Consider the following 24478-nt stretch of genomic DNA (forward strand, 5'->3'; position numbering starts at 1 on the left):
CGAAGGCCGTGGCCTGGCCCTGGGCCATCTCGACCTGGACAATTTCCGCCACGCCAACGACGCCCTGGGCCACCAGGCCGGCGACCGGCTGATCCTGCAGGTGGTCTCGCGCCTGAAAAGCCAGCTTGAGGCCGGCGATCAACTGGCCCGCCTGGGCAGTGATGAGTTTGCCTTGCTCATCGACACCCGCCGCGCTCCACAGCGGGCCGAGTGGATGGCCGAGCGCATCACCGAAGCCATGGCCGAGCCCTATTGGGTCGATGGCGAAAGCCTGCTGATCGGCTGCAGCCTGGGGATTGCCCATGCCCGGGCCAATGCCGGCGCCGACCCGCTGATGTGGCATGCACACATCGCCATGCAACAGGCCAAGAGCACCCAGGGCTGCACCTTTCATATCTTCAACGAGCGGATCAATCGCAACGCTCGCAGCCTGGCCGACCTGGAAAGCGAACTGCGCCGGGCCCTGCGCCGCGACGAACTGGAGCTGCACTACCAGCCCCGGCTGAACCTGCATGACGGCAAGATCGTGGGCCTCGAAGCCCTAGTGCGCTGGCGCCATGGCGAGCGCGGCCTGCTGCCGCCCAGCGAGTTCGTGCCCCTGGCCGAGCAGAGCGGGCTGATCGTGCCCCTGGGCTACTGGGTGATTTCCCGAGCCCTGCGGGACATGCAGGCCCTGCGCGAACGCGGCCTGCCGCCGTTGCACATGGCGGTGAACCTGTCGTTCCGCCAGTTCCAGGACAGCCAACTGCTCTCGACCCTGAGCCGCCTGATTGCCGAGCGCGGAGTCGAGGCCCAGTGGCTGGAATTCGAATTGACCGAGACCGCAGTGATGCGCCGCAGTGACCTGGTGAAGCAGACCATGGATGCCCTGGGGCGCCTGGGAGTGCGTTTCTCCCTGGACGATTTCGGTACCGGCTTCTCTTCCTTCGTCCACCTCAACAGCCTGCCCATTACCCTGCTCAAGGTGGACAAGAGCTTTGTCGGCGGCATGGAGCAGCGCGAAGAGAACCGCAAGCTGGTCCACGCCATGATCAACCTGGCCCATAACCTGAACCTGAATGTGGTGGCCGAAGGCGTGGAGACGGCGGAACAGCTGGCCTTGCTGCGGGGCTTTGGTTGCGACCAGGCCCAGGGCTATCTGATCAGCAAGCCGCTGCCCCTGGCGGAACTGATGGACTATCTGACCTTCGGCAGCAGCCAGCAGGCGCTGCAGGAAGGGACGGTTTAAACCGACGCCGGTTCGGGCTCAATCCGCCTGGCCGGCCTGGAGAGTCATGGCCGGCACGGGCGGCTCACGCCGGATCATGCGGCGCATTCGCCACTCGAATGCCAGGGTCAGGCTGATGGCCGCACACGCCAGCCCCAGGGCCAGGCCCCACCAGACACCGGTCGGCCCCCAGCCCAGGGTGAAGGCCATCAGCCAGGCCGAAGGTGCGCCAATCAGCCAGTAGCAGCCCAGACCCACCAGGAAGGTAGTCTTGGCATCCTTGAGGCCCCGGATCGCGCCCATGGCGATGGTCTGGGTGCCGTCGAACAGCTCGAACCAGGCGGCCACCGCCAGCAGGCTCACGGCCAGCCGGATCACCTCGGCGAAGGCCGGGTCGTTGTGGTCGAGGAACAGCCCGATCAGTTGGTTGGGCAGCAGCCAGAAGATCATGGCGAACCCCAGCATCGCCACCGCGCCAAAGGCGATGCCCACGCGCCCGGCCAATCGTGCATCGAGCAATTGCCCGGCACCGTAATGCTGGCCGATGCGCATGGTGATGGCGTAGGAAATCCCCGCCGGCACCATGAACGCCACCGAGACGATCTGCAGGGCGATCTGGTGCGCTGCCAGTTGCGTGCTGCCCATGGTGCCCATGCACAGGGCGGCGAAGGCAAACAGCCCGACTTCCACCGCGTAGGTGCCGCCGATGGGCAGGCCCAGGCGCCACAGTTCCCGCAGGTAATGGGTGTTCAGCCGGGACAGGCCCTGGCGCAGCGGGTAGGCGGCGTAGGCCGGGTGGCGCTTGATGTGCCAGGCCAGGGCCACGGCCATGCAGTTGGCGACGATGGCGGTCACCAGGCCAATGCCCACCAGGCCGAGTTTCGGCAGGCCGAACATGCCGGTGATCAGCGCGTAGTTGAGGAGGAAGTTGGCCACGGTGCCGCCCAGGCTGATGACCATCACCGGCGTGGCCCGGCCGATGGCGCTGGTGAAGCCGCGCAGGGCCATGAAACTCAGGTAGCCGGGCAGGGCGAACGGCAGGATCAGCAGGAACTGGCCGGCGGCGTGGACGTTGCTTTCGGTCTGGCCGAACAGCAACAGCAGCGGCTTGAGGTTCCACAGCAGCAGGCCGGCCACCAGGGCCATCAGCCAGGCCAGCCAGAGCCCGGCCTGGGTCAGGCGCGCGGCGCCCTCGATGTCGCCAGCGCCCTGGCGGATCGCTACCAGCGTGCCCACCGCGGCAATCACGCCGATGCAGAAGATTGATACGAAGGAGTAGCTGGCCGCACCCAGGCCGCCGCCGGCCAGGGCCTCGGGGCTCAGGCGGGCCATCATCAGGGTGTCGGTGAGGACCATCAGCATGTGCGCCAGCTGCGAGGCGATCAGCGGCCCCGCCAGCCGCAGGATGGCCCAGAGTTCGGTACGTGCTGGATGCTGCATGGTCATCAGGCTCGATCAGGAGAAAGTCCGGGAGAGCGCTGATTCTCGGCGCTCTTGGCCCATAGCACAAAGGGATAAAAACGATTGCTGGCATGATTAAAACTCATGCGAAGCACTTTCTGGTAGCGTGGCCCTGTCACGTTCTGGAGTGCCTGCATGTCCCGTCGTCTTCCTCCGCTGTATGCCCTGCGCGCCTTCGAGGCAGCGGCCCGGCACAGCTCGTTCACCCGGGCAGCCGAAGAGCTGTCGATCACCCAGAGCGCGGTCAGCCGGCATATCCGGACCCTGGAGGATCACTTCGCTTGCCGGCTGTTCCAGCGCAGCGGGCGCAACTTGCAACTGACCGAGGCGGCGCGCTTGCTGCTGCCGGGGATACGCGAGGGCTTCGGTGCCCTGGAACGGGCCTGCAATACCCTGCGTGCCGAAGATGACATCTTGCGCATGAAGGCGCCCTCGACCCTGACCATGCGCTGGCTGTTGGCGCGGCTCAGCCGCTTCCGCCATTTGCAGCCGGGCAATGAGGTGCAGCTCACCAGTGCCTGGATGGACGTGGACTCGGTGGACTTCAACCAGGAGCCCTTCGACTGCGCGGTGCTGCTGAGCAATGGCCACTTCCCCCCGGACTGGGAGGCCAGCTACCTGTTTCCCGAACTGCTGATTCCGGTGGGCGCGCCGAACCTGCTCAATGATCAGCCCTGGGACGCGGCGCGGCTGGCCGCCACCGAGCTGTTGCACCCGACCCCGGACCGCCGCGACTGGCGCAGTTGGCTGGAGCACATGGGCCTGACCGACCAGGTGTCCCTCAAGGGCGGGCAGGTGTTCGACACCCTGGAGCTGGGGATGATTGCCGCCGCGCGGGGTTACGGCGTGTCCATGGGGGACTTGCTGATGGTGGCCGAGGATGTGGCCCAGGGTCGCTTGAGCCTGCCCTGGCCGACAGCGGTGGCCAGTGGCCTGAACTACTATCTGGTGTGGCCCAGGACCCGGCCCGGAGGCGAGCGTTTGCGGCGCCTCAGCGACTTCCTTCAGGGCGAGGTCCAGGCCATGCAACTGCCCGCCGTAGAGCGCCTGGGCTGAAACGTTGCAGTACCCGGCTGGCGGGGCGTGCAAATATCCCTGCAAAGCGCTCAAGTATTGGCTCGTGCCGCCGAATCCATGGGTTATGGAACCAGCGTTCAGGAAGGTCCTAACTGATTAAAAATCTTAGAATTATGACTGCCGAGGGTGCTGACCGATCAGGATGATCCGCCTTCTCGGCAAGGAGCCATCATGTCCCAACCCCGTGCCCGCATAGCCTCTCAGCTAGGGCTCGCCCTTGCCTTGATACTCGCCCTGGTGATCAGCGGCAGCACCCTGTTCGCCTTGCGTTCGCTGGACTCGGCGAACCTCGACACCCGAGAGGAACACCTGGCCAGTGAAGCCCGTCTGCTGGCCGATCAGCTCAACACGTTCCACGGCAGCCTGCGCGAGAGCACCCAGCGCCTCAGCGGCCTGTTCGAAAACCGCTTCAGCAGCGGCCTGAGCCTGCATCCGGAACAACCGGTGAGCGTGGCCGGGGTGCAGACCCCGGGATTGCACCTGGGGGATGTGGTGCTGAACAACAACTTCGCCGAAGTCGACCAGTTCAAGCAGATGACCGCCGGTGTGGCGACCTTGTTCGTGCGCAGTGGCGATGACTTCGTGCGGGTCAGTACCTCCCTGAGCAAGCAGGATGGCAGCCGTGCCATCGGCACCTTGCTCGACCATGCCCACCCGGCCTATCAGAAACTCATGGCGGGCCAGGGCTATGTGGGCCGGGCCTTGCTCTTCGAACGCTTCTACATGACCCAGTACACCCCGGTGCTGGACCGCAGCGGCAAGGTCATCGCGGTGCTGTTTGTCGGCTTCGATTACACCGATGCGCAAAATGCCCAGTTCGCCAACCTCAAGCGCTTCCGCATCGGCCAGAGCGGCTCCCTGGCCCTGCTCGACGAGCAGAACAAGTGGCTGGTGCCACCGGCCGGCGTGCAGGCGCCGGAGCAGGCGGCGCAGGTCATGGCGCAAGCGGCCAAGGAGCCGGGCAAGGGGCGTTTCTGGAGTGATCAGAGCGAAGACTTCTACAGCCTGGCAGTGCCGTTCGAGGGTGGTCCCTGGTCGGTGGTGGCGAGCATGCCCAAGGCAGAGATCCGCGCGGTGACCTGGAGCGTTGGTATTCGGCTGGTGATCGGCAGCCTGCTGGCCATGCTGCTGGCGGTGGGCGCTACGGTCTGGCTGCTGCGCAGCAAGCTGGCACCGCTGAGCGACCTGGTGCGCCAGGCCCAGGCCCTGGGCGGCGGTGACCTGAGCGCACGGCTGAACGTTGCCAGCCATGACGAAATCGGCCAGTTGGCCCGCAGCTTCAACCAGATGGGCGAAGCCCTGTCGACCATGGTCGAGCACATCCGCCGCTCTGCCGCCGAGGTCAACGGCCGGGCCCAGGTGCTGTCCGGCTTGTCCAGCGGTGCATATGAAGGCATGGAGCAGCAGTCCGGCGAGATCACCAGCATGGCCGGGGCGGTGGAGGAGTTCAGCGCCACCTCGCTGAACATCGCCGACAACATGGGCAGTACCCAGCGCCTGGCCCAGGAAAACGCCCAGCAGACCCATATTGGCCGCACCTCCATGCAAGAGGCCTCGTCTTCCCTGGAACAGATCGCCGGAGCCCTCAACAGCACGGCCACGGTGATCAACACCCTGGGCCAGCGCTCCCAGGAGATCGGCGGAATTGTCGGAGTGATCACCGCGATTGCCGACCAGACCAACCTGCTGGCCCTGAATGCCGCTATCGAGGCCGCCCGGGCCGGTGAGCAGGGCCGCGGTTTTGCCGTGGTGGCGGATGAGGTACGCAACCTGGCCTCGCGTACCCGTGAAGCCACGGATGAAATTTCCCAGATGATCAACAGCATCCAGCAGGAAACCGGCCACGCCATCCAGACCATGGAGCAGGGCAACCGCCTGATGCAGGAAGGCCTGTCGCGCAACGCCGACGTGGCCTCGGCCCTGGCCCTGATCGACGAGCAGAGCCGCAGCGCCGGCGAGCAGTTTGCCGCCATCACCACCGCGACCCAGGAGCAGAGCAGCACCGCCACGGTACTCAGCAGCAATCTGCAGAGCATTGCCCAGGCCAACAGCGAGCAGCGTGAAGTGGTGTCCAACCTGGCGGTCACTGCCCGTGAGCTGGAAACCCTGGCCGCGGACCTGCGCCAGGAAGTCGATCGCTTCCGCTGACGGCTGGCGCCTCGCCCCTCAATCCGGGTTGGGGGGCGAAAGTTGCAATGAGGCTTGATTCGACTAAAACAGATGAGCAGTGGTTTGCCCCAAGGACCTCCCTTTCAGCAGGAGCTGGCATGACTCATCTTTCCCGTTTCGTCCCCCGCGCCCTGGCGCTGTCGGCACTCTTGCTCAGCCCGGCGGCGTTCAGCCAGGAAAGCCCGGCGTTCATCGCCCCGGCTACCTGGAATACCCCGTTCAACGGCATCGCCCAGGTGGCCTGTCACAACTGCTACGAGAAGCAATACGCAAGCACCTTCAGCAGCGTGCTCGACAGTGTGCGCACCCTGGAACTGGACTTCTGGGACCAGCGCGATGCGGTGACCGGCGGCTCGCCCCGGCACTGGTTCGTGCGGCACAACCCCGGCACCCTGTTCCAGTCCGGCAACGACAACAATTGCACGGGCGATGGCACCGGCAAGAACGATCTCGAAGCCTGCCTCAACGACGTCAAGAACTGGAGCGACAACCACCCCGGGCACTTTCCCATCACGGTGATCCTCGACAAGAAGCAGGGCTGGTCGAAGGAAAGCTCGGGGCGCACGCCCAAGGATTTCGATGAGCTGGTGACCCGGGTCTTCCAGGGCAAGCTCTATACCCCCCAGGACCTGGCCACGCACATCGGCAGCAGCGCAAGCGCCTTGCAGGGCAACCTCAAGGGCAAGTCCTGGCCCACCGCCAGCCAGCTTCAGGGCAAGGTCCTGCTGGTGCTCAACCACTCGGAAAACCAGAAGCTCTCGCAGTACGCCGAGGCCCGGACTTCCAGCGCCAAGGTGTTCATCTCGCCGGTGACCAATGGCCAGAACGATGTCAGCGGCAAGGTCAGTGGCATGTCCGGCCAGTCGTCCGGCTACGTGGCCATGAACAACATGTCCAAGGGCGACAAGAAGTGGGCGGCCCAGGCCTTTGCCTACAGCCATGTGGGCCGGGTCTGGGGCGATGACGGGGTGTCGTTCGCCCAGCACATCAGCGAGAAGGTCAACCTCTCGGCCTACTACAAGTTCGCCGAGCAGAACTCCGGCGGCTATCGCATCCGGCCGTTCTGAGCTTCACCGGGGTTCGGTCGGTTCACCGAGCCCCGGGTCCACGCGCTTGCCGATGTCCCGCAGGCGCGCCAGTTGATCGACCATGGTCGGTGCTTCATCGACGCTGCTGACAAAGGTCCACAGGTAGGTCATCACCGCATACACATGGCCGGCCTTGATCTCGGGCGACAGCGCCAACTGGCTGATGGCAATGACGAACAGCACCGCTGCCACAGCGCCAAGGAACAGATAGGCCGCGGCTTCCCGATCCGAGAGCCCGATGCGCAGCCGCGACAGCAGGCGATAGTGACGCTGCAGCGAGACCGCGCCGACCCTGGCCACCAGGCCGATTTCCTTTTCCAGCCGGTTATTCAGGCGTTCGTGCAGTTGCTGGTTGCGCCGGGCAAAACGTGGCAGCAGGGTCATGCACAGCAACAGCGCCGTGAGGCAGGCGAGGCCGATCCAGGGTTCGATCACCAGCAGCATCACTGCCGCCCCGACGATCGACACCAGGGCCGTGGCGATGGTCGGCACGTGCTTTTCGAAGAAGTCGACGAACTCCCGGGCCAGCACCACCCGCGCCGCGGCGGTGGAGGTGTCCTGCTGTTGCAGGCGCTGGTTGAGAATCACCGGCACCGCCAGGTCCGCGTAGATGCGGGTGAAGGTACGGGTGTCCACTGCACGCCGCGCCGCGCCCACCACCCAGAAGCCCAGCACCACCAGGGCATAGATCAGCGCATGGGCAGCGTCGCCCCGCAGGATCGAATCCACGGCGAAGCCGGCGAACAGCGGGTAGGCCAGCAGCAGGGCGTTTTCCAGGGCCACCAGGGACAAGGTGACGAACAGCTTGCCCGGATAGGCCCGGGCAATGGCCTTGAGGGTCTGGCTGGCGGTCTGCTGGCCGATTTTCTGGGTTGGATCCACGACGATGAGTGGGGTGACGGCGGACATGAGTGCACCACAAGAGTGATAACGGTTAATATTGAGCGACTGCTCAATTATCTTTGAGCGAACGCTCAAAATGCAAGCGCCGTCCATCCTGGCGCCAAGAGGCCTGATTGCACATGTCGCGTAACGACCGTAAAGACCAGATCATCCAGGCGGCCCTGGAATTATTCCGCAGCAAGGGTTTCGCCGAGGTTTCCACCCGTGACCTGGCCGAGCATGCGGGGCTGTCTCGCAGCCACGTCTATCACTACTTCAGTGACTGGAAGGGGCTGCGCCGCGAAGCCTTCGTGCGGTTTGCCGATGACCAGTTGGAGGCGGTGGGCCAGCCCCTGCGCGGTGCCGCGCCCATGGACGCCTTGCTGGGGTTTCTCCGTGACTGCCTGCCCGATTCCGCCGAAGCCGGCTGGGCGCTGTGGCTCGATGCCTGGGACGAAGCCATGCATGACGCCGAGCTGGCGCAGGCCTACCTGAGGATCAACGGCCAGTGGCGGGACATGCTGGCGGCGATCATTGCCGATGGGGTCCGCACGGGGGTATTCCGCTGCGCCAGCCCCGAGCGCGCGGCAAGGCAACTGTTCGCCCAGACCATGGGTTACGCCGATGACCTGTTGCTGCGGGCTTCCCCCGAAGCTGCCCAGTCGGCGTTGCAGGAAGTCATGGAAGTGGCTGGCCTGCTGCTGGGATTCGAGGGCTGACAGGAAACGGCCAGCGGAGTGGAGTTTGTCCGGCTAGTTGGGGTTTTTGGCCTTGCTGAAACGATTCTTCAGGGCTATAAAAACCGCACAACTCCAAAAAAGGCACTCCTGCATGACTCCGCTGAAACTGCTGGTCACCCTTGGCGCGCTGGCCGCCACCTCCCACGCCATGGCCTGGGACTATGTATTGCTCGATACCGACAAGGCTCCCCGCAACCTGCACCTGACCAGTGAACAGTTGGGGGTCAAGACCGAGCGGCCGTTTTCCGTGACCCTGCGCACCCTGCATGGCGGACGCCAGGAGGGGGTGAGCATCGTCGACATCGACAACGGCGTGATGCAGCTCTCGGTGGTGCCGACCCGGGGCATGAACGTGCTGCAGGCTTCGGTGGGCGATGTGCGCCTGGGCTGGGATTCGCCGGTCAAGGAGGTGGTCAACCCGGCCTTCATCGAGCTTAACGGCCGCGGTGGCCTGGGCTGGCTGGAGGGCTTCAACGAACTGGTGGCCCGCTGTGGCTATGAGTGGGTCGGGCACCCGGGCCTGGACAATGGCGAGCTGCTGACCCTGCACGGCCGCGCGGCCAACATCCCGGCGAGCAAGGTCACGCTGCATATCGACGAGCAACCGCCGTATGCCATTCACCTGCGGGGCGAGCTCAAGGAGCAGGCGTTCAAGAAAGTGGATTTCAGCGTCGCCACCGAACTGGTGACCGAACCCGGCAGCACCCGGTTTGCGCTCAACGACACCCTGACCAACAACGGCGACTACCCCAAGGAATACCAGGCGCTCTACCACAGTAACTTCAGTACGCCGTTCCTGGAGCAGGGGGCGAAGTTCGCCGCGCCGGTGAAGCAGGTTTCGCCGTTCAATGACAAGGCCCGGGCCGACCTGGCGGACTGGCAGACCTATCGCGGCCCGACCCGCGACTACGACGAAACCGTGTACAACCTCGTGCCCTACGCCGACGCTCAGGGCGAGACCCTGGCGGTGTTGCATAACAAGGCCGGGAGCCTGGGTGTTTCCCTGGGCTTCAACACTCGACAACTGCCGGTGTTTTCCCTGTGGAAAAACACCGACACCCAGGGCCAGGGTTATGTGACGGGTTTGGAACCGGGCACCAGCTTTTCCTACAACCGCCGTTACCAGCGCCCGTTGCATCTAGTGCCGAGCATTGGCGCCAAGGAGCAGCGGCAATTCCAGATTCGCTACAGCCTGTTGGCCGATAAAGCCGCGGTGGATAAAGCCCTGAGCCGTGTCAGCCAGATCCAGGATGGGCGTCAGACCGAAGTGCGGCCAACACCCTTGGTAGACCTGCCCCGGGAATGAACCTTCAATCGGCGCTGGGCCGGTAATGCAGGGCTTCGGCCAGGTGCTCGCGGCTGATTCGCGCGGCCTGTTCCAGGTCCGCCAGGGTACGCGCCACCTTGAGCAAACGGTGAGCGGCCCGCAACGACAGGCCCAGGCGTTCGCAGGCCGCTTCCAGCCAGCGCTCGTCGGTTGTGGATAATTTGCAGTGGCGACGCAGGCCGGGCAGGTCGAGAAAGGCGTTGGCGCAGCCCTGGCGCTCGCGTTGCAGCTCGCGGGCCCCGGCGACCCTGGTGGCGGCTGCGGCGCTGTCATTGCCCGGTTGCGGCTCGGGGTTGAGGGCGGTGGCTTCGCGGGCCACGGTCAGGTGCAGGTCGATGCGATCCAGCAGCGGCCCGGATAACTTGTTGCGATAGCGCTGGATCTGCTCCGGTGTGCAACGGCAGCGTCCGCTGGGCTCGCCAAGATATCCACAGGGGCAGGGGTTCATCGCTGCCACCAATTGGAAGCGTGCCGGGAACTGCACCCGGTCCCGGGCTCGGGCAATGACGATCTGCCCGGACTCCATGGGCTCGCGCAGCACTTCCAGGACCTTGCGGTCGAACTCCGGCAGTTCATCGAGAAACAGCACGCCGTGATGGGCCAGGGTGATTTCCCCGGGCTGGGGTTTCGAGCCGCCTCCGACCAGTGCCGCACCCGAAGCCGAATGGTGGGGCTGGCGAAACGGCCGCTGTGGCCAGTAGCGCAGGGGCTTGTGGCTGGCCACCGACTGGATCGCCGCGACTTCCAGGGCTTCATCTTCCTGCAGCGGTGGCAGCAGGCCGGGCAAGCGGCTGGCCAACAGGGTCTTGCCGGTGCCTGGCGGGCCGCTGAACAACAGGTTGTGGGCGCCCGCCGCGGCGATCAGCAGGGCGCGCTTGGCGGCGAGCTGGCCTTGCACTTCGCTGAGATCGGGGTAGGGGAAGTGGCTCTGCACCAGGCCGTCGCTGACATAGGGCGCAATCGGCGCGTGGCCGTTGAAATGGGCAACGGCCTCCAGCAGATGATCCACCGCGATCACCTTTAGGCCGCTGGCCAGGCAGGCTTCTTCGGCATTGGCCCGGGGCACCAGCAGGGTATGCCCGGCGTCGCGTGCCGCCAGTGCGGCGGGCAGTACGCCGCGTACCGGGCGCACCGCGCCGGAGAGTGCCAGCTCCCCCAGGCATTCGATGTTGTCCAGGGCCAGGGCCGGCACCTGCACGCTGGCGGCAAGGATGCCCAGGGCGATGGCCAGATCGAAGCGCCCGCCGTCCTTGGGCAGGTCCGCCGGCGCCAGGTTGAGGGTGATGCGCCGGGCCGGAAAGTTGAACCCGGCATTGAGGATTGCACTGCGCACCCGGTCCTTGCTTTCCTTGACCGCGGCTTCCGGCAGGCCCACCAGGGTCAGGCTCGGCAAGCCGTTGGCCAGGTGCACTTCAACACTGACAGCCGGAGCCTGGACGCCGACCTGGGCACGGCTGTGGATGATTGCCAGGGACATGGGGAGAGCTTCCTTGCGACAGCGGGAACCGCGTCCTGCGGTGCTGCAAGGATAGATGAGGGGGCTGGCCAGAGGAGCGCCCGAATGGGCACAGGATATGTCGTCGGTGCACGAGCCTTCGCCGGCAAGCCAGTTCCTACAGGACAGGTCTGTAGGAGCCGGCCTGCCGGCGAACCCGGATTCAGATCACTGCGCTACCGGGTTCAGCCGGGCTTCCAGCTCCGCCACCTTGGCTTCGAGGCTTTCCAGGCGCGCGCGAGTGCGGGCCAGGACCACCATCTGGCTGTCGAATTCTTCCCGGCTGACCAGGTCCAGCTTGCTGAAGCCGCTTTGTAGCAGGGCCTTGAGCTGGCTTTCGATTTCATTGCGGGGCAGGGGTGTTTCACCGCTGAGCAACCGCGAGGCGTGGCCGCTCAGGGCGTCGAGAAGGTCTTTGGGCGCGAGCATGGGAGAGTCCTGAATTGCAGTCGGCCCGCAGTGTATCACGCAGCAACGACGCTCCAGGTGGCCCCGGGTTGCACGTTTTTCGCGCATCTGGCCGGGCGCCAGCGCACCGTTTTTGTGCGTATCCCGGGTGCCGTTTTCCCGCATTCCCTGCCGGCTCGGGGCAAGGGACTGAAATCACTGATTTTTCCCGAGCTGGCAAGCTTTCTGCTTAGACCCTGGTGACCCATGCACTGATGCAGTCGCTGTGACGAATGCAGTGCGGCAGGCGGAGCGGGGAGTGTTTCGTCAGACAGCGGTTAGCTGGCGTCGGTCGGGCTGAGGAAGGCCGACGGTGCGTTACAAAGCCAGGCACTGCGCTTAGACTTGAGTCGGGTTTGTTTTCCTGGGGCAAGTCCACCAATTCGGGAGAGAGTTTCATGAAGCTAGTCACTGCCATCATCAAGCCGTTCAAGTTGGACGACGTGCGCGAGTCGCTGTCCGAGATCGGCGTGCAGGGCATTACCGTCACTGAAGTCAAAGGCTTCGGCCGGCAGAAGGGTCACACCGAGCTGTATCGCGGTGCGGAGTACGTGGTGGATTTCCTGCCCAAGGTGAAGATCGATGTCGCCATTGACGACAAGGATCTTGACCGGGTTATCGAGGCGATAACCAAGGCCGCCAACACCGGCAAGATCGGTGACGGCAAGATCTTCGTGGTCAATCTGGAACAGGCTATTCGCATCCGTACCGGCGAAACCGATACCGACGCAATCTAAGCCGCCAAACCCAACGCCCCAGGAGAAAACAATATGACTCTGCGTAAATTCGCAGGGCTAGGAGCCCTTTTGTCCCTCGTAATGCCAGGCCTGGCCATGGCGGCAGACGAAGCGGCGGCTCCAGTCCTCAACTCCGGCGATACCGCCTGGATGCTGACCTCCACAGCCCTGGTGCTGTTCATGACCATTCCTGGCCTGGCGCTGTTCTACGGCGGCATGGTGCGGTCGAAAAACATTCTTTCGGTAATGATGCAGTGCTTCGCCATTACCGGCCTGATCACTGTCCTGTGGTTCATCTACGGCTACAGCATGGCGTTCGACACCACCGGGATGGAAGCCGGCGTGGTCAACCTCAATTCCTTCGTGGGCGGTTTCTCCAAGGCCTTCCTGGCGGGCATCACCCCGGCCAGCCTGACCGGCCCGGCTGCGCTGTTCCCTGAAGCGGTGTTCGTCACCTTCCAGATGACCTTCGCCATCATCACTCCAGCGCTGATCGTCGGTGCCTTCGCCGAGCGGATGAAATTCTCCGCCATGCTGATCTTCATGGGCGTGTGGTTCACCCTGGTGTATGCGCCGATCGCCCATATGGTCTGGAGCGGTCCGGGCTCGCTGCTGGGCGACTGGGGCGTGCTGGACTTTGCCGGCGGCACCGTAGTGCACATCAACGCCGGTATCGCGGGCCTGGTGGCCTGCCTGGTGCTGGGCAAGCGCAAGGGTTTCCCGACCACGCCGATGGCGCCACACAACCTGGGTTACACCCTGATGGGCGCAGCCATGCTGTGGATCGGCTGGTTCGGCTTCAACGCCGGTTCCGCCGCTGCCGCCAACGGCACCGCCGGCATGGCCATGCTGGTCACGCAGATCGCGACGGCTGCCGCCGCCCTGGGCTGGATGTTTGCCGAGTGGATCACCCACGGCAAGCCTAGCGCGCTGGGCATCGCTTCGGGTGTGGTCGCAGGCCTGGTGGCAATCACTCCGGCTGCCGGTACCGTTGGCCCGATGGGCGCCCTGATCATCGGTCTGGCGGCCGGTGTGGTGTGCTTCTTCTGCGCCACCAGCCTCAAGCGCAAGCTGGGATATGACGATTCCCTGGACGCCTTTGGCGTGCACGGCATCGGCGGTATTCTCGGTGCGATCCTCACCGGTGTGTTCGCTGCTCCGTCCCTGGGTGGCTTCGGCACCGTGACCGATGTTGCCGCTCAGGTCTGGATCCAGGCCAAGGGCGTGGGTTTCACGGTGATCTACACCGCGATCGTCACCTTCATCATCCTCAAGGTTCTGGACGCGGTCATGGGGCTGCGGGTGAGCGAGGAAGAAGAGGCGGTCGGCCTCGATCTGGCACAACACAACGAGCGTGGTTACAACCTGTAATCGCGCAAGAAAAAAAGCCCGGCTCCGGCCGGGCATTTTTTTGCCTGATGTTTGTCATTGAGAAAGGCTGAAAGGATTTTCTGACAAGCATTGGCGTGTTTGCCGTGACGATTTCCGGCAGGGCAAATGCTTACACTAAAGCAGGATTATTCGGCGCTTTGTTTTTTCCCTGAGCGCGCTAGAATGCGCGCCGAAGCGTGGAGATCGGTATGTGGCAACAGACCCTGATTACCCTGCGGGCCAGGCCCCGGGGCTTTCATCTGGTGACGGACGAGTTGCTCGCCGGCCTGCCTGAGTTGAAGGCATGTCGGGTTGGTCTGCTGCATCTGTGGCTGCAACATACCTCGGCCTCGTTGACCATCAACGAGAACGCCGATCCGGCGGTACGGCGTGACTTCGAGCGTTACTTCAACACCCTGGTGCCTCAAGGCATGGCCGGGTACGAACATAACGACGAAGGCGCGGATGACCTGCCGGCGCACTTCAAGGCCAGTTTGCTAGGCTGTCAGCTGACTTTGCCGGTAGCGGCGGGGCGTCTGGCGTTGGGCATCTGGCAAGGCGTTTATCTGGGCGAGCATCGCGATCATGGCGGTGCTCGCAAAGTCCTTGCCACCTTGCACGGTGATAAGGCATAAGCCGCTGAGTATCAGTGGACGTTGATTTTTTTCCAGCGGCCTTCGACAGTCGGCACAGCTGGGCTATAACTAATCTGCTTTTCGCAAGTCATGAGGTAGAACATGAGCGACGATGATCTGGAAAACGACGACCTCGAAGTAGGTGACGAAGACGAAACCGAAGAAGGTCTTGAAGCGGCCGCCGACGATGTGGCGGAAGACGATGGCAGTGATGTTCCTGCTCCAACCGCCAAAGGCAAGGCCAAGGCTGCCGTCTCGGTAGACGAGCTGCCGAGTGTCGAAGCCAAGAACAAGGAGCGTGATGCACTGGCGCGTGCCATGGAAGAGTTCCTGGCCCGTGGCGGCAAAGTGCAGGAAGTCGAGGCCAACGTGGTCGCCGATCCGCCCAAGAAGCCTGATAACAAGTACGGCAGCCGGCCTATCTGAGCCTTGCACCTTGCTTGCTGAAAAAGCCCGCCGTCGCTGCGGGCTTTTTCATGGGCACCCTTCTCGGAAACGGCGCCGAGCGCCGGCGCTTGCTGTAGGAGCGAGCTTGCTCGCGAAAGCGCCGGTTCAGGCGCCGCGATGCCAGCGGGCAAGCAGCCCGGGTAGTTCAATCAGGCTGCGGATCTCGGCGTCTGGAGCGCGTTCGGCTTCCCAGGTCTTGCCGTTGGGATTGAACCAGATCGCACGCAGCCCTGCCTGCTGTGCGCCGGCAATGTCATCCCCCGGGTGGTCGCCGATATGCACGGCGGTGTCGGCAGTCGCTTCGCCACGCTGCAAGGCTTCGTGGAACAGCCGGGCGTCGGGCTTGGCGATGCCGATGTCCTCGGCGCACAGCGCGAACTTGAAATAGTCCGCCAGGCCCAGGCGGCGCACGTCGGCGTTGCCGTTGGTGACCACGCCAAGGGCGAAGTGATTGGCCAGGGCTTCCAGGGTCGGCTGGACTTCTGGAAAGATCTCCAGCTGATGCCGGGCATGCAGGAAAACTTCAAAACTCTGGTCGGCCAACTGGTTGGCCTGGGCATGGTCATACCCGGCTTCTTCCAGGGCATGAAACAGCACCTGGCGGCGCAGGGCGCTGATCCTGTGCTTGAGGTTCGGCTGGGCGAGCAGCACCCGCTCGCGAATGGCCCACAGATGCTCCACCGGCACGCCTCCGAGATTCGGTGCGTGTTCGGTCAGCCACTGGCGCAGGGTGGCTTCGGCACTGACGATGACCGGGGCGGTATCCCACAGGGTATCGTCGAGGTCGAAGGTGATCAGCTTGATGGTCATTACTCACCGCCTTTGTTGCGTTTGGCCCGTGGGTGGGCGCTGTCGTAGACCGCCGCCAGGTGCTGGAAGTCCAGGTGGGTGTAGATCTGCGTGGTCTTGATGTCCGAATGCCCCAGCAGTTCCTGCACGGCGCGCAGGTCCTGGGAGGATTCCAGCAAATGGCTGGCAAAGGAATGGCGCAGCATGTGTGGGTGCAGGTTCTGCCCCAGTTCGCGCTCGCCGGCGGCCTTGACCCGCAGCTGGATGGCCCGCGGCCCCAGGCGCCGGCCCTTCTGGCTGACGAACAGGGCACCATCAGGCGGGTTGCTCAGGGCGCGCAGGGGGAGCCATTGCTCCAGGGCTGACCGAGCCTTCTTGCCCACCGGCAGGACCCGGGTCTTGCTGCCCTTGCCATGGACCTGCACCAGGCCGTCCGCCAGGTCCAACTGATCGAGGTTGAGGCTGGTCAGTTCGGAAAGGCGCAGGCCGCAGGAGTAGAAAAGTTCGAGAATCGCCTGGTCGCGGTGGGCCAGGAAGTCGTCTTCCACGGCGCCATCGAGCAACTGCAGGGTGCGGTCGGTGTCCAGGGTCTTGGGCAGGCGTCGTTCGCCCTTGGGCGGCGCCAGGCCGTTGGCCGGGTCGTGAGTGCACAAGCCTTCGCGGTTCAGGTAGTGGTAGAGCCCGCGTACCGCTGACAGCAGGCGCGCCAGGCTGCGGGACGACTGGCCCTGCTGGTGCAGGCGGGCAATCAGGCTGCGCAGGCCCTGGATGTCCAGGTCGGTCCAGCTGCGCACCTGCATTTTCTCGCAGAACCCCAGCACCTTCTCGAGGTCGCGCCGGTAGGCTTGCAGGGTGTGGGGCGACACCTGGCGCTCACTGCGCAGATGCGCGCAGTAGGCGTCCAGCTGTTGTTGCATGGTCAGCGTACCGAGCGCAGCGAGTGGGTGAAGCGCGGCAGAACGCGGCCGGTGACTTCGGCGATGTAGTTGAGGAACAGGGTGCCCACCGAGCTCTTGTAGTGCTGCGGATCACGGCTGGCGATCGCCAGTACGCCATGCATGCCCTGATGCGCCAGGGCCACCACAGCGGTAGAGCCGATCTGCTTGCGCTGCTCTTCGCCGAAAAGGAAATCCAGCTCGTGTTCGCGCAGGCTGCCGCTGACGCTCTTGCCTTCGGACAACAGGCCGCCGATGGCGCCCTGGGCTTCGGCGGCGGAGACCCAGCGACCCACCGGCATGGCGCTGTCGCTGAACAGGATCAGGCTGACGAAGGGCACCTGGAAATCCTGGCGCAGGCTGTCTTCGACGCTCATCACCACTTCTTCCAGGCTGGTGGCGTCCATCAGCGCGAGGATCAGGCGGCGGGTCTTGTCGAACAGCCGGTCGTTGTCCCGGGCCACGTCCATCAGCTGCGACAGGCGATGGCGCATCTCGATGTTGCGCTCGCGCAGGATCTTCATCTGCCGCTCCACCAGCGATACGGTGTCGCCGCGCTGATGGGGAATGCGCAAGGCCGGGAGCAGTTCATCGTGGTCGACGAAGAAGTCCGGATGGGCCTCCAGGTAGGCGGCGACGGCTGCCGCCTCCAGGTTTTCGGACGGTGATTGGTCGGGCGTTTCGGCAGGAACCTGCGGCTGATCAGTCATGGATTTCGCTCACTTAAAGACGCACCTGTCCTTCGTATACGCGCACTGCCGGGCCGGTCATCATCACCGGTTGGCCAGGGCCTGCCCATTCAATGGACAGGCGCCCGCCCGGCAGGTCGATCAATAGGGGCGAATCCATCCACCCCTGGCTGATCGCGGCCACAGCAGCAGCGCAGGCGCCGGTGCCGCAGGCCTGGGTTTCCCCGGCGCCGCGTTCCCAGACCCGCAGTTGCGCGCGCTGGCGGTCCAGGACCTGGAGAAAACCGACGTTGACCCGCGCCGGGAAGCGCGGGTGGTGTTCGATCTTCGGACCCAGCTCGTGCACCGGCGCGCTGTTGATGTCATCCACCCGCAACACGGCATGGGGGTTGCCCATGGACACCGCGGCCAACTGCACCTGGCGGCCATCGACGTCCAGGGTGTAGCTGTCGGCCTGGGCCGGGGCCTGGAACGGAATGTCCGCCGGTACCAGGCGCGGCGCGCCCATGTTGACGCTGATCTGGCCGTCGTTGCGGATATCCAGCTCGATCACGCCGCTCTTGGTCTCGACGCGGATCTGGCGCTTGGTGGTCAGGCGCTTGTCCAGCACGAAGCGGGCAAAGCAGCGTGCACCATTGCCGCACTGTTCCACTTCGGAGCCGTCGGAGTTGAAGATCCGGTAGCGGAAATCCACATCCGGGTTGCTCGGGGCCTCGACGATCAGCAACTGATCGAAGCCGATCCCGGTATTGCGATCACCCCATTGTTTGGCGTGCTTGGGCAGAATATGCGCGTGCTGGCTGACCAGGTCGAGAACCATGAAGTCATTGCCCAGGCCGTGCATCTTGGTAAAACGCAGCAGCATGGTCTTACTCCGGCAGCAGGCTTTCGCCAGCGAATAACTCGGCTACCGTCTCGCGGCGACGTACTTCAACAGCCTGGTCACCATCGACCAGTACTTCTGCGGCACGGCCGCGGGTGTTGTAGTTCGAGCTCATGACGAAACCATAGGCACCAGCGGAATGCACCGCCAGCAGGTCACCCTCGGCCAGGGCCAGGGTGCGTTCCTTGGCGAGGAAGTCGCCAGTTTCACAGATCGGGCCGACGATGTCGTAGGTACGGGGTTCGGCATCTCGCGGGCGCACGGCGCTGACATCCATCCAGGCCTGGTACAGCGCCGGGCGGATCAGGTCGTTCATGGCGCCGTCGACGATGGCGAAATCCTTGTGTTCGGTGTGCTTGAGGTATTCGACCCGGGTCAGCAGGACGCCGGCGTTGGCCACGATGAAGCGGCCCGGTTCGAATACCAGGGCCAGGTCGCGACCGTCCAGGCGCTCGCGCACGGCCTTGACGTAGTCGGCGGCCAGCGGTGGCTCTTCGTCGCGATAGCGCACGCCCAGGCCGCCACCCAGATCGATGTGGCGAAGGTAGATGCCGCATTCACCGAGGCGGTCCACCAGGTCCAGCAGGCGGTCGAGGGCGTCGATAAAGGGTTCCAGGGTGGTCAGTTGCGAGCCGATATGGCAGTCGACACCGACGATTTCCAGGTTCGGCAGCTGCGCGGCGCGGATGTACACGTCCTCGGCGGTGGCAATGTCGATGCCGAACTTGTTTTCCTTGAGCCCGGTGGAGATATAGGGGTGGGTACCGGCATCCACGTCCGGATTGACCCGCAGCGAGACCGGTGCACGAACGCCCAGCTCGGCCGCTACCAGCTGCAGGCGCTCCAGCTCTTCGGCGGACTCGACGTTGAAGCAGTGGACGCCGACTTCCAGGGCACGACGCATGTCGTCACGGGTCTTGCCAACACCGGAGAAGACAATCTTGTCGGCTTGCCCGCCCGCAGCCAGGACCCGCTCCAGCTCGCCCCGGGAGACGATATCGAAACCGGCGCCCAGGCGCGCCAGGACATTCAGTACGCCCAGGTTGGAGTTGGCTTTTACGGCGAAGCAGACCAGGTGCGGCATGCCGGCCAGGGCCTGGGCATAGGCCTGGTACTGGGCTTCGATGTGCGCACGGGAATAGACGTAGGTGGGCGTACCGAAACGTTCGGCAATGGCGGACAGGGCTACGCCTTCCGCGAACAGCTCCCCGTCGCGGTAGTTAAAAGCGTCCATGGTTTGCCCTTAGTAGGTGTCGTGCTTGTGCGACTGCGATTGCGATTGCGACTTCGCCTGCTCTTCAGGGGATTTGCTGTCATCAGGCAGGTACAGCGGGCCTTTCTGGCCGCAGGCGGTAACGAGGCAAGCAACCGCGACGAGCGCAGCAAGGGAAGAGATCAGGCGCTTCATGGCGAAATCCTTGAGAATGCGTAAATTGCGCCCGAGTATACCGGCCACCCGGCAGCTTGCCTATGCAGCGTAACTCCCGTCCAGCGGGCCTTTGCCAAGGCCCGGCCGGTGGCTTTGGTCGGGCGCTCGTGCAATGGGCGTCGCATTTATTTCCTCGTTCGGTATCCTTTGCATTCGCCGGGGAGCGCCCGTATCTTGCGGCGCTTGAGCGTGAGTAGACACTTTTCGAGGTTCCCGCAATGAGTTTGACTGAAGCCCGTTTTCACGACCTGGTGGATGCCACCCAGCAGACGCTGGAGGATATTTTCGATGAGAGCGACCTGGACATCGACCTGGAAAGCTCGGCCGGGGTGCTCACCGTCAAGTTCGACAACGGCAGCCAGGTGATCTTCAGTCGCCAGGAGCCTTTGCGCCAACTCTGGCTGGCCGCGCGTTCGGGTGGTTTCCACTTCGACTACGACGAGGAAAGCGAGCGCTGGATGTGCGACAAGAGCGAAGAGCAGTTGGGGGAAATGCTGGAACGCATTGTCCTGGAGCAGGCCGACATCAAGCTTGAGTTCGAAGGGCTCTGATACCGTGACCCAGCCCGCCCCGGCCCGACCGCCCAAGCCGCTCTACAGCAACGTCAGCCCGGCGGTGAGTTCACCGTGCATCAGCCTTTGTCGCCTCGATGAGGAGAAGGTCTGTCGCGGCTGTTTTCGCCATGTGGAGGACATCCGTGAATGGCGTTCGGCCGATGATCAGCGCCGGCGAGTGATCTGCGCCCAGGCGCTGCAGCGCAAACAGAGTGCGGCGGCAGGCGAGATTTAGCTTCGTACTCGTACGGTTTGTTTATTCAGTGTGCTGTGATAGTGTCCAGCTTCGCCTCGCTACATCGAGGCCGGTGAGAACCCCGTCTTATTTGGCGGGGTTTTGCTTTTTTGTGCAGAAAAAATAGGAGTCAGCCAGGATCATGAGTACTGCACCATCCATCATCCTTACCCGCCTTGACGTGCAACGTCTGGAGCGCCTGATCGACAGTCTGGACGACTCGCTGCCAGGTGTCATTGCACTGCAAACCGAGTTGGATCGTGCCGAAACGCTGGTGGGTCACGATGAAGTACCGGCCGGTGTCGTAACCATGAATTCGCGTGTGCACTGCCGTGAAGAAAGCAGCGGCAAGGACTACCACCTGACCCTGGTGTATCCACAGGACGCCAACGCCGACGAAGGCAAGATTTCCATCCTGGCACCGGTGGGCAGCGCTCTGCTGGGCCTGCAGGTAGGCCAGTACATCGACTGGCCGGCTCCGGGTGGCAAGACCTTGAAGCTGACCCTGCTGGAAGTTGAATACCAGCCGGAAGCCGCAGGCGACTACCACCTCTGATCCTTGGCTAGACCTGCTCGAGCGCGTCGTTCAGTGCGCGCTCCAGGCTGGCCTTGTAGCGCAGATACAGGATGCTCGGGCTTTGCACGTCACCGAGCAGCCCTGAAAGATCCAGGTCAGTGATGTAGCAGCGATAGCGCTCTGTTTCATGGCGCTGCCCGACGATTTCCTGGGCCACCGCGGCGAACAGTTGATCGCCATATTCCAGATCGGAAAACTCCCGTTGATTGCAGTACAGCGAGACCTGCACCTGGCCCGGTGCGGCCTTGCCGATGATCGCCTGTACGTCATAGAAGGCTTTGTCCACCGGCGTCGGTGGGGCTGGCCGCGGCTCTACCCGACGTGCGCGGCCCGTGCCTGAGGGCAGAATCTGCAAGTAGAGTGTGTCCAAAGGTTTCTCGGGCTGGTTGCTGTCCATCGGCAGCAGCGCCTCGCGGCGGTAGAGAATCGACTGCAGGAAGCGCTGCAGGGGCACCAGCAGGCTGTGTTCGTCGTGATAGGGCAGGGTCTGCTGCCACAGCGCGTTGTACTCATCGAGCACGTAAAGCTCCGCGTACTCGTCGATGATCCGATAGAACACCTGGATGCAGTCCGGCTGGCCCATGGGCAGGATCAGCGCCAGGTCGTGGTCTTCCAGGGCCATCGGGTCAAGGTGCAGTGGGCTGTAGCGGCTCTGCTCCTGCCCCAGGTACTCCAGCAATGCGGCAGGGGTTGCCATGGCCCGGTGCCGAACCTGCCCGGGCACCAGTTCAAGCACGTGGTAGTGCTGCTGCACCTGGATCAGGTAGCGGTAGTTGAGCTGGCTGAGCAACAGGTTGTGCGCGGTTTCGAACAGTTCTTCCACCCGGCGGGCAATGAATTGCGCGCGGTTGTGACAGAAGCAGCGTACCCGCAGCCGCGGCTGCGTGCCGCTCGGCAGGTTGTTCAGGTAGTCCCGCAGGCAGTCGAGCAGCGCATGCTCGGCGTCGTAGCGACCGACCATTACCTCGTTCCAGCTATTGAGGGTGACCTGATCCAGGGTCAGCACCAGATTCTCGCGTACCCCGGCATAGCTCAGGGAGTCGGTGCGCTCGGTGGTCATCAGAATGTTCAGGTCGCGGTGGTGCTTGAGGGGGTCGACCCCGACGTTCACCAGGATCAGCACTTCGCCGGGCACGGCGGCGTGCAGCAACTGTTCCTCGCTGACCGTCGTCAAAGGCAGTGGCACGGTCTGCTGCAGGCTGCCCAGCAGGTTGAACAGTTCGAATTCGCTCAGGTCGCTGCTGCCCGGGTGCAGGGCCAGGCGGGTACTGCTGTCGATCACGCCGTTGCGATGGCACCAGGTAAGCAGCTCCAGCAGCTCGCGACTGCGCTTGATCGGGGCGAAATGCTCCCACTCCAGGGCGGTCAGGCTGCCGTTGTACAGTCCCCAATGGTTCTGTCCGGGTTCCTTCTTGTTCGGCGACTGCACCAGGGTCAGGGTGTCTTCAGCCAGGTCCGGGGCAATGCCGGGGTTGATGAACTCGATCTTCCCGGCCTTGCGCTCGAAGGCCGCGTACAGGCGCCGGCCCAGGACATTCAGGTCACGCTTGTTGATCAGGCTGGCGGCCTGCTCGGTGCGGGCGAACTGGGTCAGGAAGCGATAGCTGTAGTTGAGCTCGTTGACCAGGGCCCTGCGCTCGCTGCTGACCTGGCGCACCTTCCACTGGCTGCGGCTGTCCAGCAAGGCCAGTTGGCGTTGGTCCCAGCCCCATTCACTGGCCAGGCGCTCCAGTAGAGCGCGCTGCCAGTTCGGGCTGCGGGTGGTGTTGCCGACGGTAAGCTTGCGGTTGACCTTGAGGTACAGGCTGCGCCGTACCAGCTCCAGGCGCTCCGGCTCGCCGCGAGCCTTGAGGTATTCCTCGATGCGCCGGTAGACCACGATGTAGGGGTCCAGCTCATCCAGGTCCAGACGGTTGGCAAACACCGCCTGCTTGAAGCGCAGGCTCAGGCACTGGACCTTGGGATGCTCGCTGGCATAGACCTCGATCAGCAGCAGCTTGAGTACGGACTTGTAGGGCGACTCGATGCCCTTGAACAGTTGCCACAGCCCGGCGCCGATGAACTCGCCGGGCGGAATGCGTGCCATGTGGCCCAGGTCGAGGTTTTCCTCGGCGGGGACAAAGCGCTTGGACAGCAGGGTGTCGATGTACTGTTCGTAACGGCGTTCTTCGTACACCGGTACCAGCCACCACAACGGCGTGCGCCCGGCCAGCCAGATCGCGGTGCGGTAGAACTCGTCCAGCAGCAGGTAGTGCTGGGTGGTGCCGCAGTCGTCCGAACTCAGCTGAGTGTCCCGCTCCCCGCGGACAAAGCGATTGGGGTCGATCAGGAAAAAATGAGCTTCAGCACCCTGGCCGGCCGCCCAGGTCTCCAGCAATTGGCACTTCTTCTGCAACTCGGCCAACTCGTTTTCTCCCAGATCCGGCGCATGGCACACCCACACGTCCATGTCGCTCTGGTCTGCCTGGGCCAGGGTCCCCAGGCTGCCCATGAGAAACAGGCCATGAATCGGCCGTGGCGGGTTGCCGTGGCGCGGCTTGTAGGAAAACGATCGGGTCAGGCGCTGGGCTTCGGCCAGGGCCTGGGGGTCGGGTTCGTAGCAGGAAAGCCCCGCCGGGGTGGCTCCGGATACATAACCGGGCAACAACGGGTGATTGACGTGAAAGAACAGCGGCAACAGGTTGAGGACCAACTGCTGGCGTGTCGACAGCCCTTCCATTGCCCGGGCCATGCGCCCTTCATTGAGCTTCAGGAAACGCGCACGCAGTTGGCTGAGAACCTTGCGATCGATTCCTTCATCCAGATCGGGACGGATTTCATGGGTATGGGGCATTTCAAGCGGAGCTCGAACGTGGCGGTATTGAAGACGGCGAGCAGTTTACCGTCAGACAGGGCTCAGCCTTAAACTGATTTTATTTTTTGACGCCAGATTTCTAGCGTATTCAGAAGGAGGCGCCTACGGAATCCGACAGACGGGAACCCCGCAGGCCGATGCAGGTTGTTCAGGCGACTTCTTTGACGTTCAGGATGGTCAGCAGGCCCTGGGCATGTTCAGCGGCGTCCCGCCCGAGGCTGGTCAGATAGCCTCCATCAGGTTGGGTGATCAGTTCCTTGTCAAACAGGCGTTGGGCGGCGGCGATGGCAGAAGGGGCGGCGGTCTGATGGATTTTCAGGCCTTCCTGGGAGTTGTCCAGGTTGAAGAGTGCAAGGATTTCCAGTTCGGCAACCAACTCAGGGGTATACGACATAAGGACTCCAGACTTTCTAGGAATTAGAGGTCAGCGTTCTTAAGGTGAACGCAGAA

General features: G+C 63.7%; 25 protein-coding genes and 1 pseudogene. 14 read left to right on the forward strand and 12 right to left on the reverse strand.

Translation table 11 applies throughout. From position 1 onward, the window contains the following. Nucleotides 1–1228 (forward strand): bifunctional diguanylate cyclase/phosphodiesterase (locus tag F6S12_RS05910; RefSeq protein ID WP_315868785.1); only part of this gene is annotated, 1228 nt, incomplete at its 5' end. An 18-nt stretch (nucleotides 1229–1246) separates the two neighbouring features. Here F6S12_RS05910 and F6S12_RS05915 read toward each other — a convergent pair. Next, a complete protein-coding gene (locus tag F6S12_RS05915; RefSeq protein ID WP_011064200.1) occupies nucleotides 1247–2653 on the reverse strand; it encodes a NorM family multidrug efflux MATE transporter in 1407 nt (468 codons plus the stop codon). Between the two features lie 150 nt (nucleotides 2654–2803). On the opposite strand from F6S12_RS05915, the gene F6S12_RS05920 reads away from it, so the two are divergent. From F6S12_RS05920 to F6S12_RS05930, 4 genes and pseudogenes are all read left to right on the forward strand, one after another. Beyond that, a complete protein-coding gene (locus F6S12_RS05920) occupies nucleotides 2804–3724 on the forward strand; it encodes a LysR substrate-binding domain-containing protein (protein ID WP_161466779.1) in 921 nt (306 codons plus the stop codon). Nucleotides 3725–3916: 192 nt separating this feature from the next. Next, nucleotides 3917–5038: pseudogene (locus tag F6S12_RS33725) on the forward strand (Cache 3/Cache 2 fusion domain-containing protein); the annotation flags it as partial. Between the two features lie 132 nt (nucleotides 5039–5170). Further along, entirely contained in the window at nucleotides 5171–5893 is a 723-nt protein-coding gene (locus F6S12_RS33730) for a methyl-accepting chemotaxis protein (protein ID WP_375379721.1), read from the forward strand. A 119-nt stretch (nucleotides 5894–6012) separates the two neighbouring features. Continuing rightward, nucleotides 6013–6981: a phosphatidylinositol-specific phospholipase C domain-containing protein gene (locus F6S12_RS05930; protein ID WP_053160431.1), complete on the forward strand. Its 969-nt coding sequence runs from the start codon at nucleotides 6013–6015 to the stop codon at nucleotides 6979–6981. Between the two features lie 3 nt (nucleotides 6982–6984). On the opposite strand, the gene F6S12_RS05935 is transcribed toward F6S12_RS05930, so the two are convergent. After that, entirely contained in the window at nucleotides 6985–7911 is a 927-nt protein-coding gene (locus F6S12_RS05935; RefSeq protein ID WP_170866332.1) for an ABC transporter six-transmembrane domain-containing protein, read from the reverse strand. A 113-nt stretch (nucleotides 7912–8024) separates the two neighbouring features. Between F6S12_RS05935 and F6S12_RS05940 the strand changes: the two genes are divergently transcribed. Next, nucleotides 8025–8603, forward strand: a complete 579-nt coding sequence (locus tag F6S12_RS05940) for a TetR/AcrR family transcriptional regulator (protein ID WP_011064195.1) — start codon at nucleotides 8025–8027, stop codon at nucleotides 8601–8603. 112 nt (nucleotides 8604–8715) lie between these two features. Then, nucleotides 8716–9930, forward strand: coding sequence for an aldose 1-epimerase family protein (locus F6S12_RS05945; RefSeq protein ID WP_123431107.1), 1215 nt, complete (start codon nucleotides 8716–8718; stop codon nucleotides 9928–9930). Between the two features lie 4 nt (nucleotides 9931–9934). Here F6S12_RS05945 and F6S12_RS05950 read toward each other — a convergent pair whose 3' ends face one another. Next, the gene (locus tag F6S12_RS05950) at nucleotides 9935–11428 is read right to left on the reverse strand and encodes a YifB family Mg chelatase-like AAA ATPase (RefSeq protein ID WP_011064193.1); all 1494 of its coding nucleotides are present in this window, start codon (nucleotides 11426–11428) and stop codon (nucleotides 9935–9937) included. A 186-nt stretch (nucleotides 11429–11614) separates the two neighbouring features. After that, the gene (locus F6S12_RS05955) at nucleotides 11615–11875 is read right to left on the reverse strand and encodes an accessory factor UbiK family protein (RefSeq protein WP_015637456.1); all 261 of its coding nucleotides are present in this window, start codon (nucleotides 11873–11875) and stop codon (nucleotides 11615–11617) included. A gap of 416 nt (nucleotides 11876–12291) precedes the next feature. On the opposite strand from F6S12_RS05955, the gene glnK reads away from it, so the two are divergent. The 4 genes from glnK to sutA all read left to right on the forward strand — a co-directional run bounded on the left by glnK (nucleotide 12292) and on the right by sutA (nucleotide 15062). Continuing rightward, the gene (gene glnK, locus F6S12_RS05960; protein ID WP_002555808.1) at nucleotides 12292–12630 is read left to right on the forward strand and encodes a P-II family nitrogen regulator; all 339 of its coding nucleotides are present in this window, start codon (nucleotides 12292–12294) and stop codon (nucleotides 12628–12630) included. Between the two features lie 33 nt (nucleotides 12631–12663). Beyond that, nucleotides 12664–14001 (forward strand): ammonium transporter, encoded by a 1338-nt coding sequence (locus F6S12_RS05965; RefSeq protein WP_011064191.1) that lies wholly within the window; start codon nucleotides 12664–12666, stop codon nucleotides 13999–14001. Between the two features lie 209 nt (nucleotides 14002–14210). Continuing rightward, nucleotides 14211–14636, forward strand: coding sequence for a secondary thiamine-phosphate synthase enzyme YjbQ (locus F6S12_RS05970; protein WP_011064190.1), 426 nt, complete (start codon nucleotides 14211–14213; stop codon nucleotides 14634–14636). Nucleotides 14637–14738: 102 nt separating this feature from the next. Then, complete coding sequence (gene sutA, locus F6S12_RS05975; RefSeq protein ID WP_007926654.1) at nucleotides 14739–15062, forward strand: transcriptional regulator SutA; 324 nt, start codon at nucleotides 14739–14741, stop codon at nucleotides 15060–15062. A 126-nt stretch (nucleotides 15063–15188) separates the two neighbouring features. Here sutA and F6S12_RS05980 read toward each other — a convergent pair whose 3' ends face one another. From F6S12_RS05980 to lptM, 6 genes are read right to left on the reverse strand one after another with little or no spacing between them, the layout of a single operon-like run. After that, nucleotides 15189–15893 carry an HAD family hydrolase gene (locus F6S12_RS05980; protein WP_015637455.1) on the reverse strand — a complete coding sequence of 235 codons (705 nt, stop codon included), beginning with the start codon at nucleotides 15891–15893 and terminating at the stop codon, nucleotides 15189–15191. Then, complete coding sequence (gene xerC / locus F6S12_RS05985) at nucleotides 15893–16789, reverse strand: tyrosine recombinase XerC (RefSeq protein WP_011064188.1); 897 nt, start codon at nucleotides 16787–16789, stop codon at nucleotides 15893–15895. Before xerC ends, F6S12_RS05980 begins: the two co-directional genes overlap by 1 nt. A 2-nt stretch (nucleotides 16790–16791) precedes the next feature. Continuing rightward, nucleotides 16792–17517, reverse strand: coding sequence for a DUF484 family protein (locus F6S12_RS05990; protein WP_011064187.1), 726 nt, complete (start codon nucleotides 17515–17517; stop codon nucleotides 16792–16794). Between the two features lie 13 nt (nucleotides 17518–17530). Then, nucleotides 17531–18361, reverse strand: a complete 831-nt coding sequence (gene dapF / locus F6S12_RS05995; RefSeq protein WP_011064186.1) for a diaminopimelate epimerase — start codon at nucleotides 18359–18361, stop codon at nucleotides 17531–17533. 4 nt (nucleotides 18362–18365) lie between these two features. After that, nucleotides 18366–19613, reverse strand: coding sequence for a diaminopimelate decarboxylase (gene lysA, locus F6S12_RS06000; protein WP_125062269.1), 1248 nt, complete (start codon nucleotides 19611–19613; stop codon nucleotides 18366–18368). A 9-nt stretch (nucleotides 19614–19622) separates the two neighbouring features. Further along, complete coding sequence (gene lptM, locus F6S12_RS06005; protein ID WP_169892426.1) at nucleotides 19623–19787, reverse strand: LPS translocon maturation chaperone LptM; 165 nt, start codon at nucleotides 19785–19787, stop codon at nucleotides 19623–19625. A gap of 239 nt (nucleotides 19788–20026) precedes the next feature. Between lptM and cyaY the strand changes: the two genes are divergently transcribed. The 3 genes from cyaY to rnk all read left to right on the forward strand — a co-directional run bounded on the left by cyaY (nucleotide 20027) and on the right by rnk (nucleotide 21153). After that, nucleotides 20027–20359 carry an iron donor protein CyaY gene (cyaY, locus tag F6S12_RS06010; RefSeq protein WP_011064183.1) on the forward strand — a complete coding sequence of 111 codons (333 nt, stop codon included), beginning with the start codon at nucleotides 20027–20029 and terminating at the stop codon, nucleotides 20357–20359. A 4-nt stretch (nucleotides 20360–20363) separates the two neighbouring features. After that, on the forward strand, nucleotides 20364–20597 hold the full coding sequence (locus tag F6S12_RS06015; protein ID WP_015637452.1) for a DUF1289 domain-containing protein: 234 nt from the start codon (nucleotides 20364–20366) through the stop codon (nucleotides 20595–20597). 142 nt (nucleotides 20598–20739) lie between these two features. After that, complete coding sequence (gene rnk / locus F6S12_RS06020) at nucleotides 20740–21153, forward strand: nucleoside diphosphate kinase regulator (RefSeq protein WP_011064182.1); 414 nt, start codon at nucleotides 20740–20742, stop codon at nucleotides 21151–21153. A 7-nt stretch (nucleotides 21154–21160) separates the two neighbouring features. On the opposite strand, the gene F6S12_RS06025 is transcribed toward rnk, so the two are convergent. Together F6S12_RS06025 and F6S12_RS06030 are read right to left on the reverse strand one after the other, a co-directional pair. Next, entirely contained in the window at nucleotides 21161–24007 is a 2847-nt protein-coding gene (locus F6S12_RS06025) for a class I adenylate cyclase (protein ID WP_236204203.1), read from the reverse strand. Nucleotides 24008–24176: 169 nt separating this feature from the next. After that, a complete protein-coding gene (locus tag F6S12_RS06030) occupies nucleotides 24177–24422 on the reverse strand; it encodes a TIGR02647 family protein (RefSeq protein ID WP_011064180.1) in 246 nt (81 codons plus the stop codon). Nucleotides 24423–24478: the final 56 nt, after the last annotated feature.

The sequence above is a fragment of the Pseudomonas sp. JV245A genome, assembly GCF_032424515.1.
Taxonomy (GTDB): Bacteria; Pseudomonadota; Gammaproteobacteria; order Pseudomonadales; family Pseudomonadaceae; genus Aquipseudomonas; species Aquipseudomonas protegens.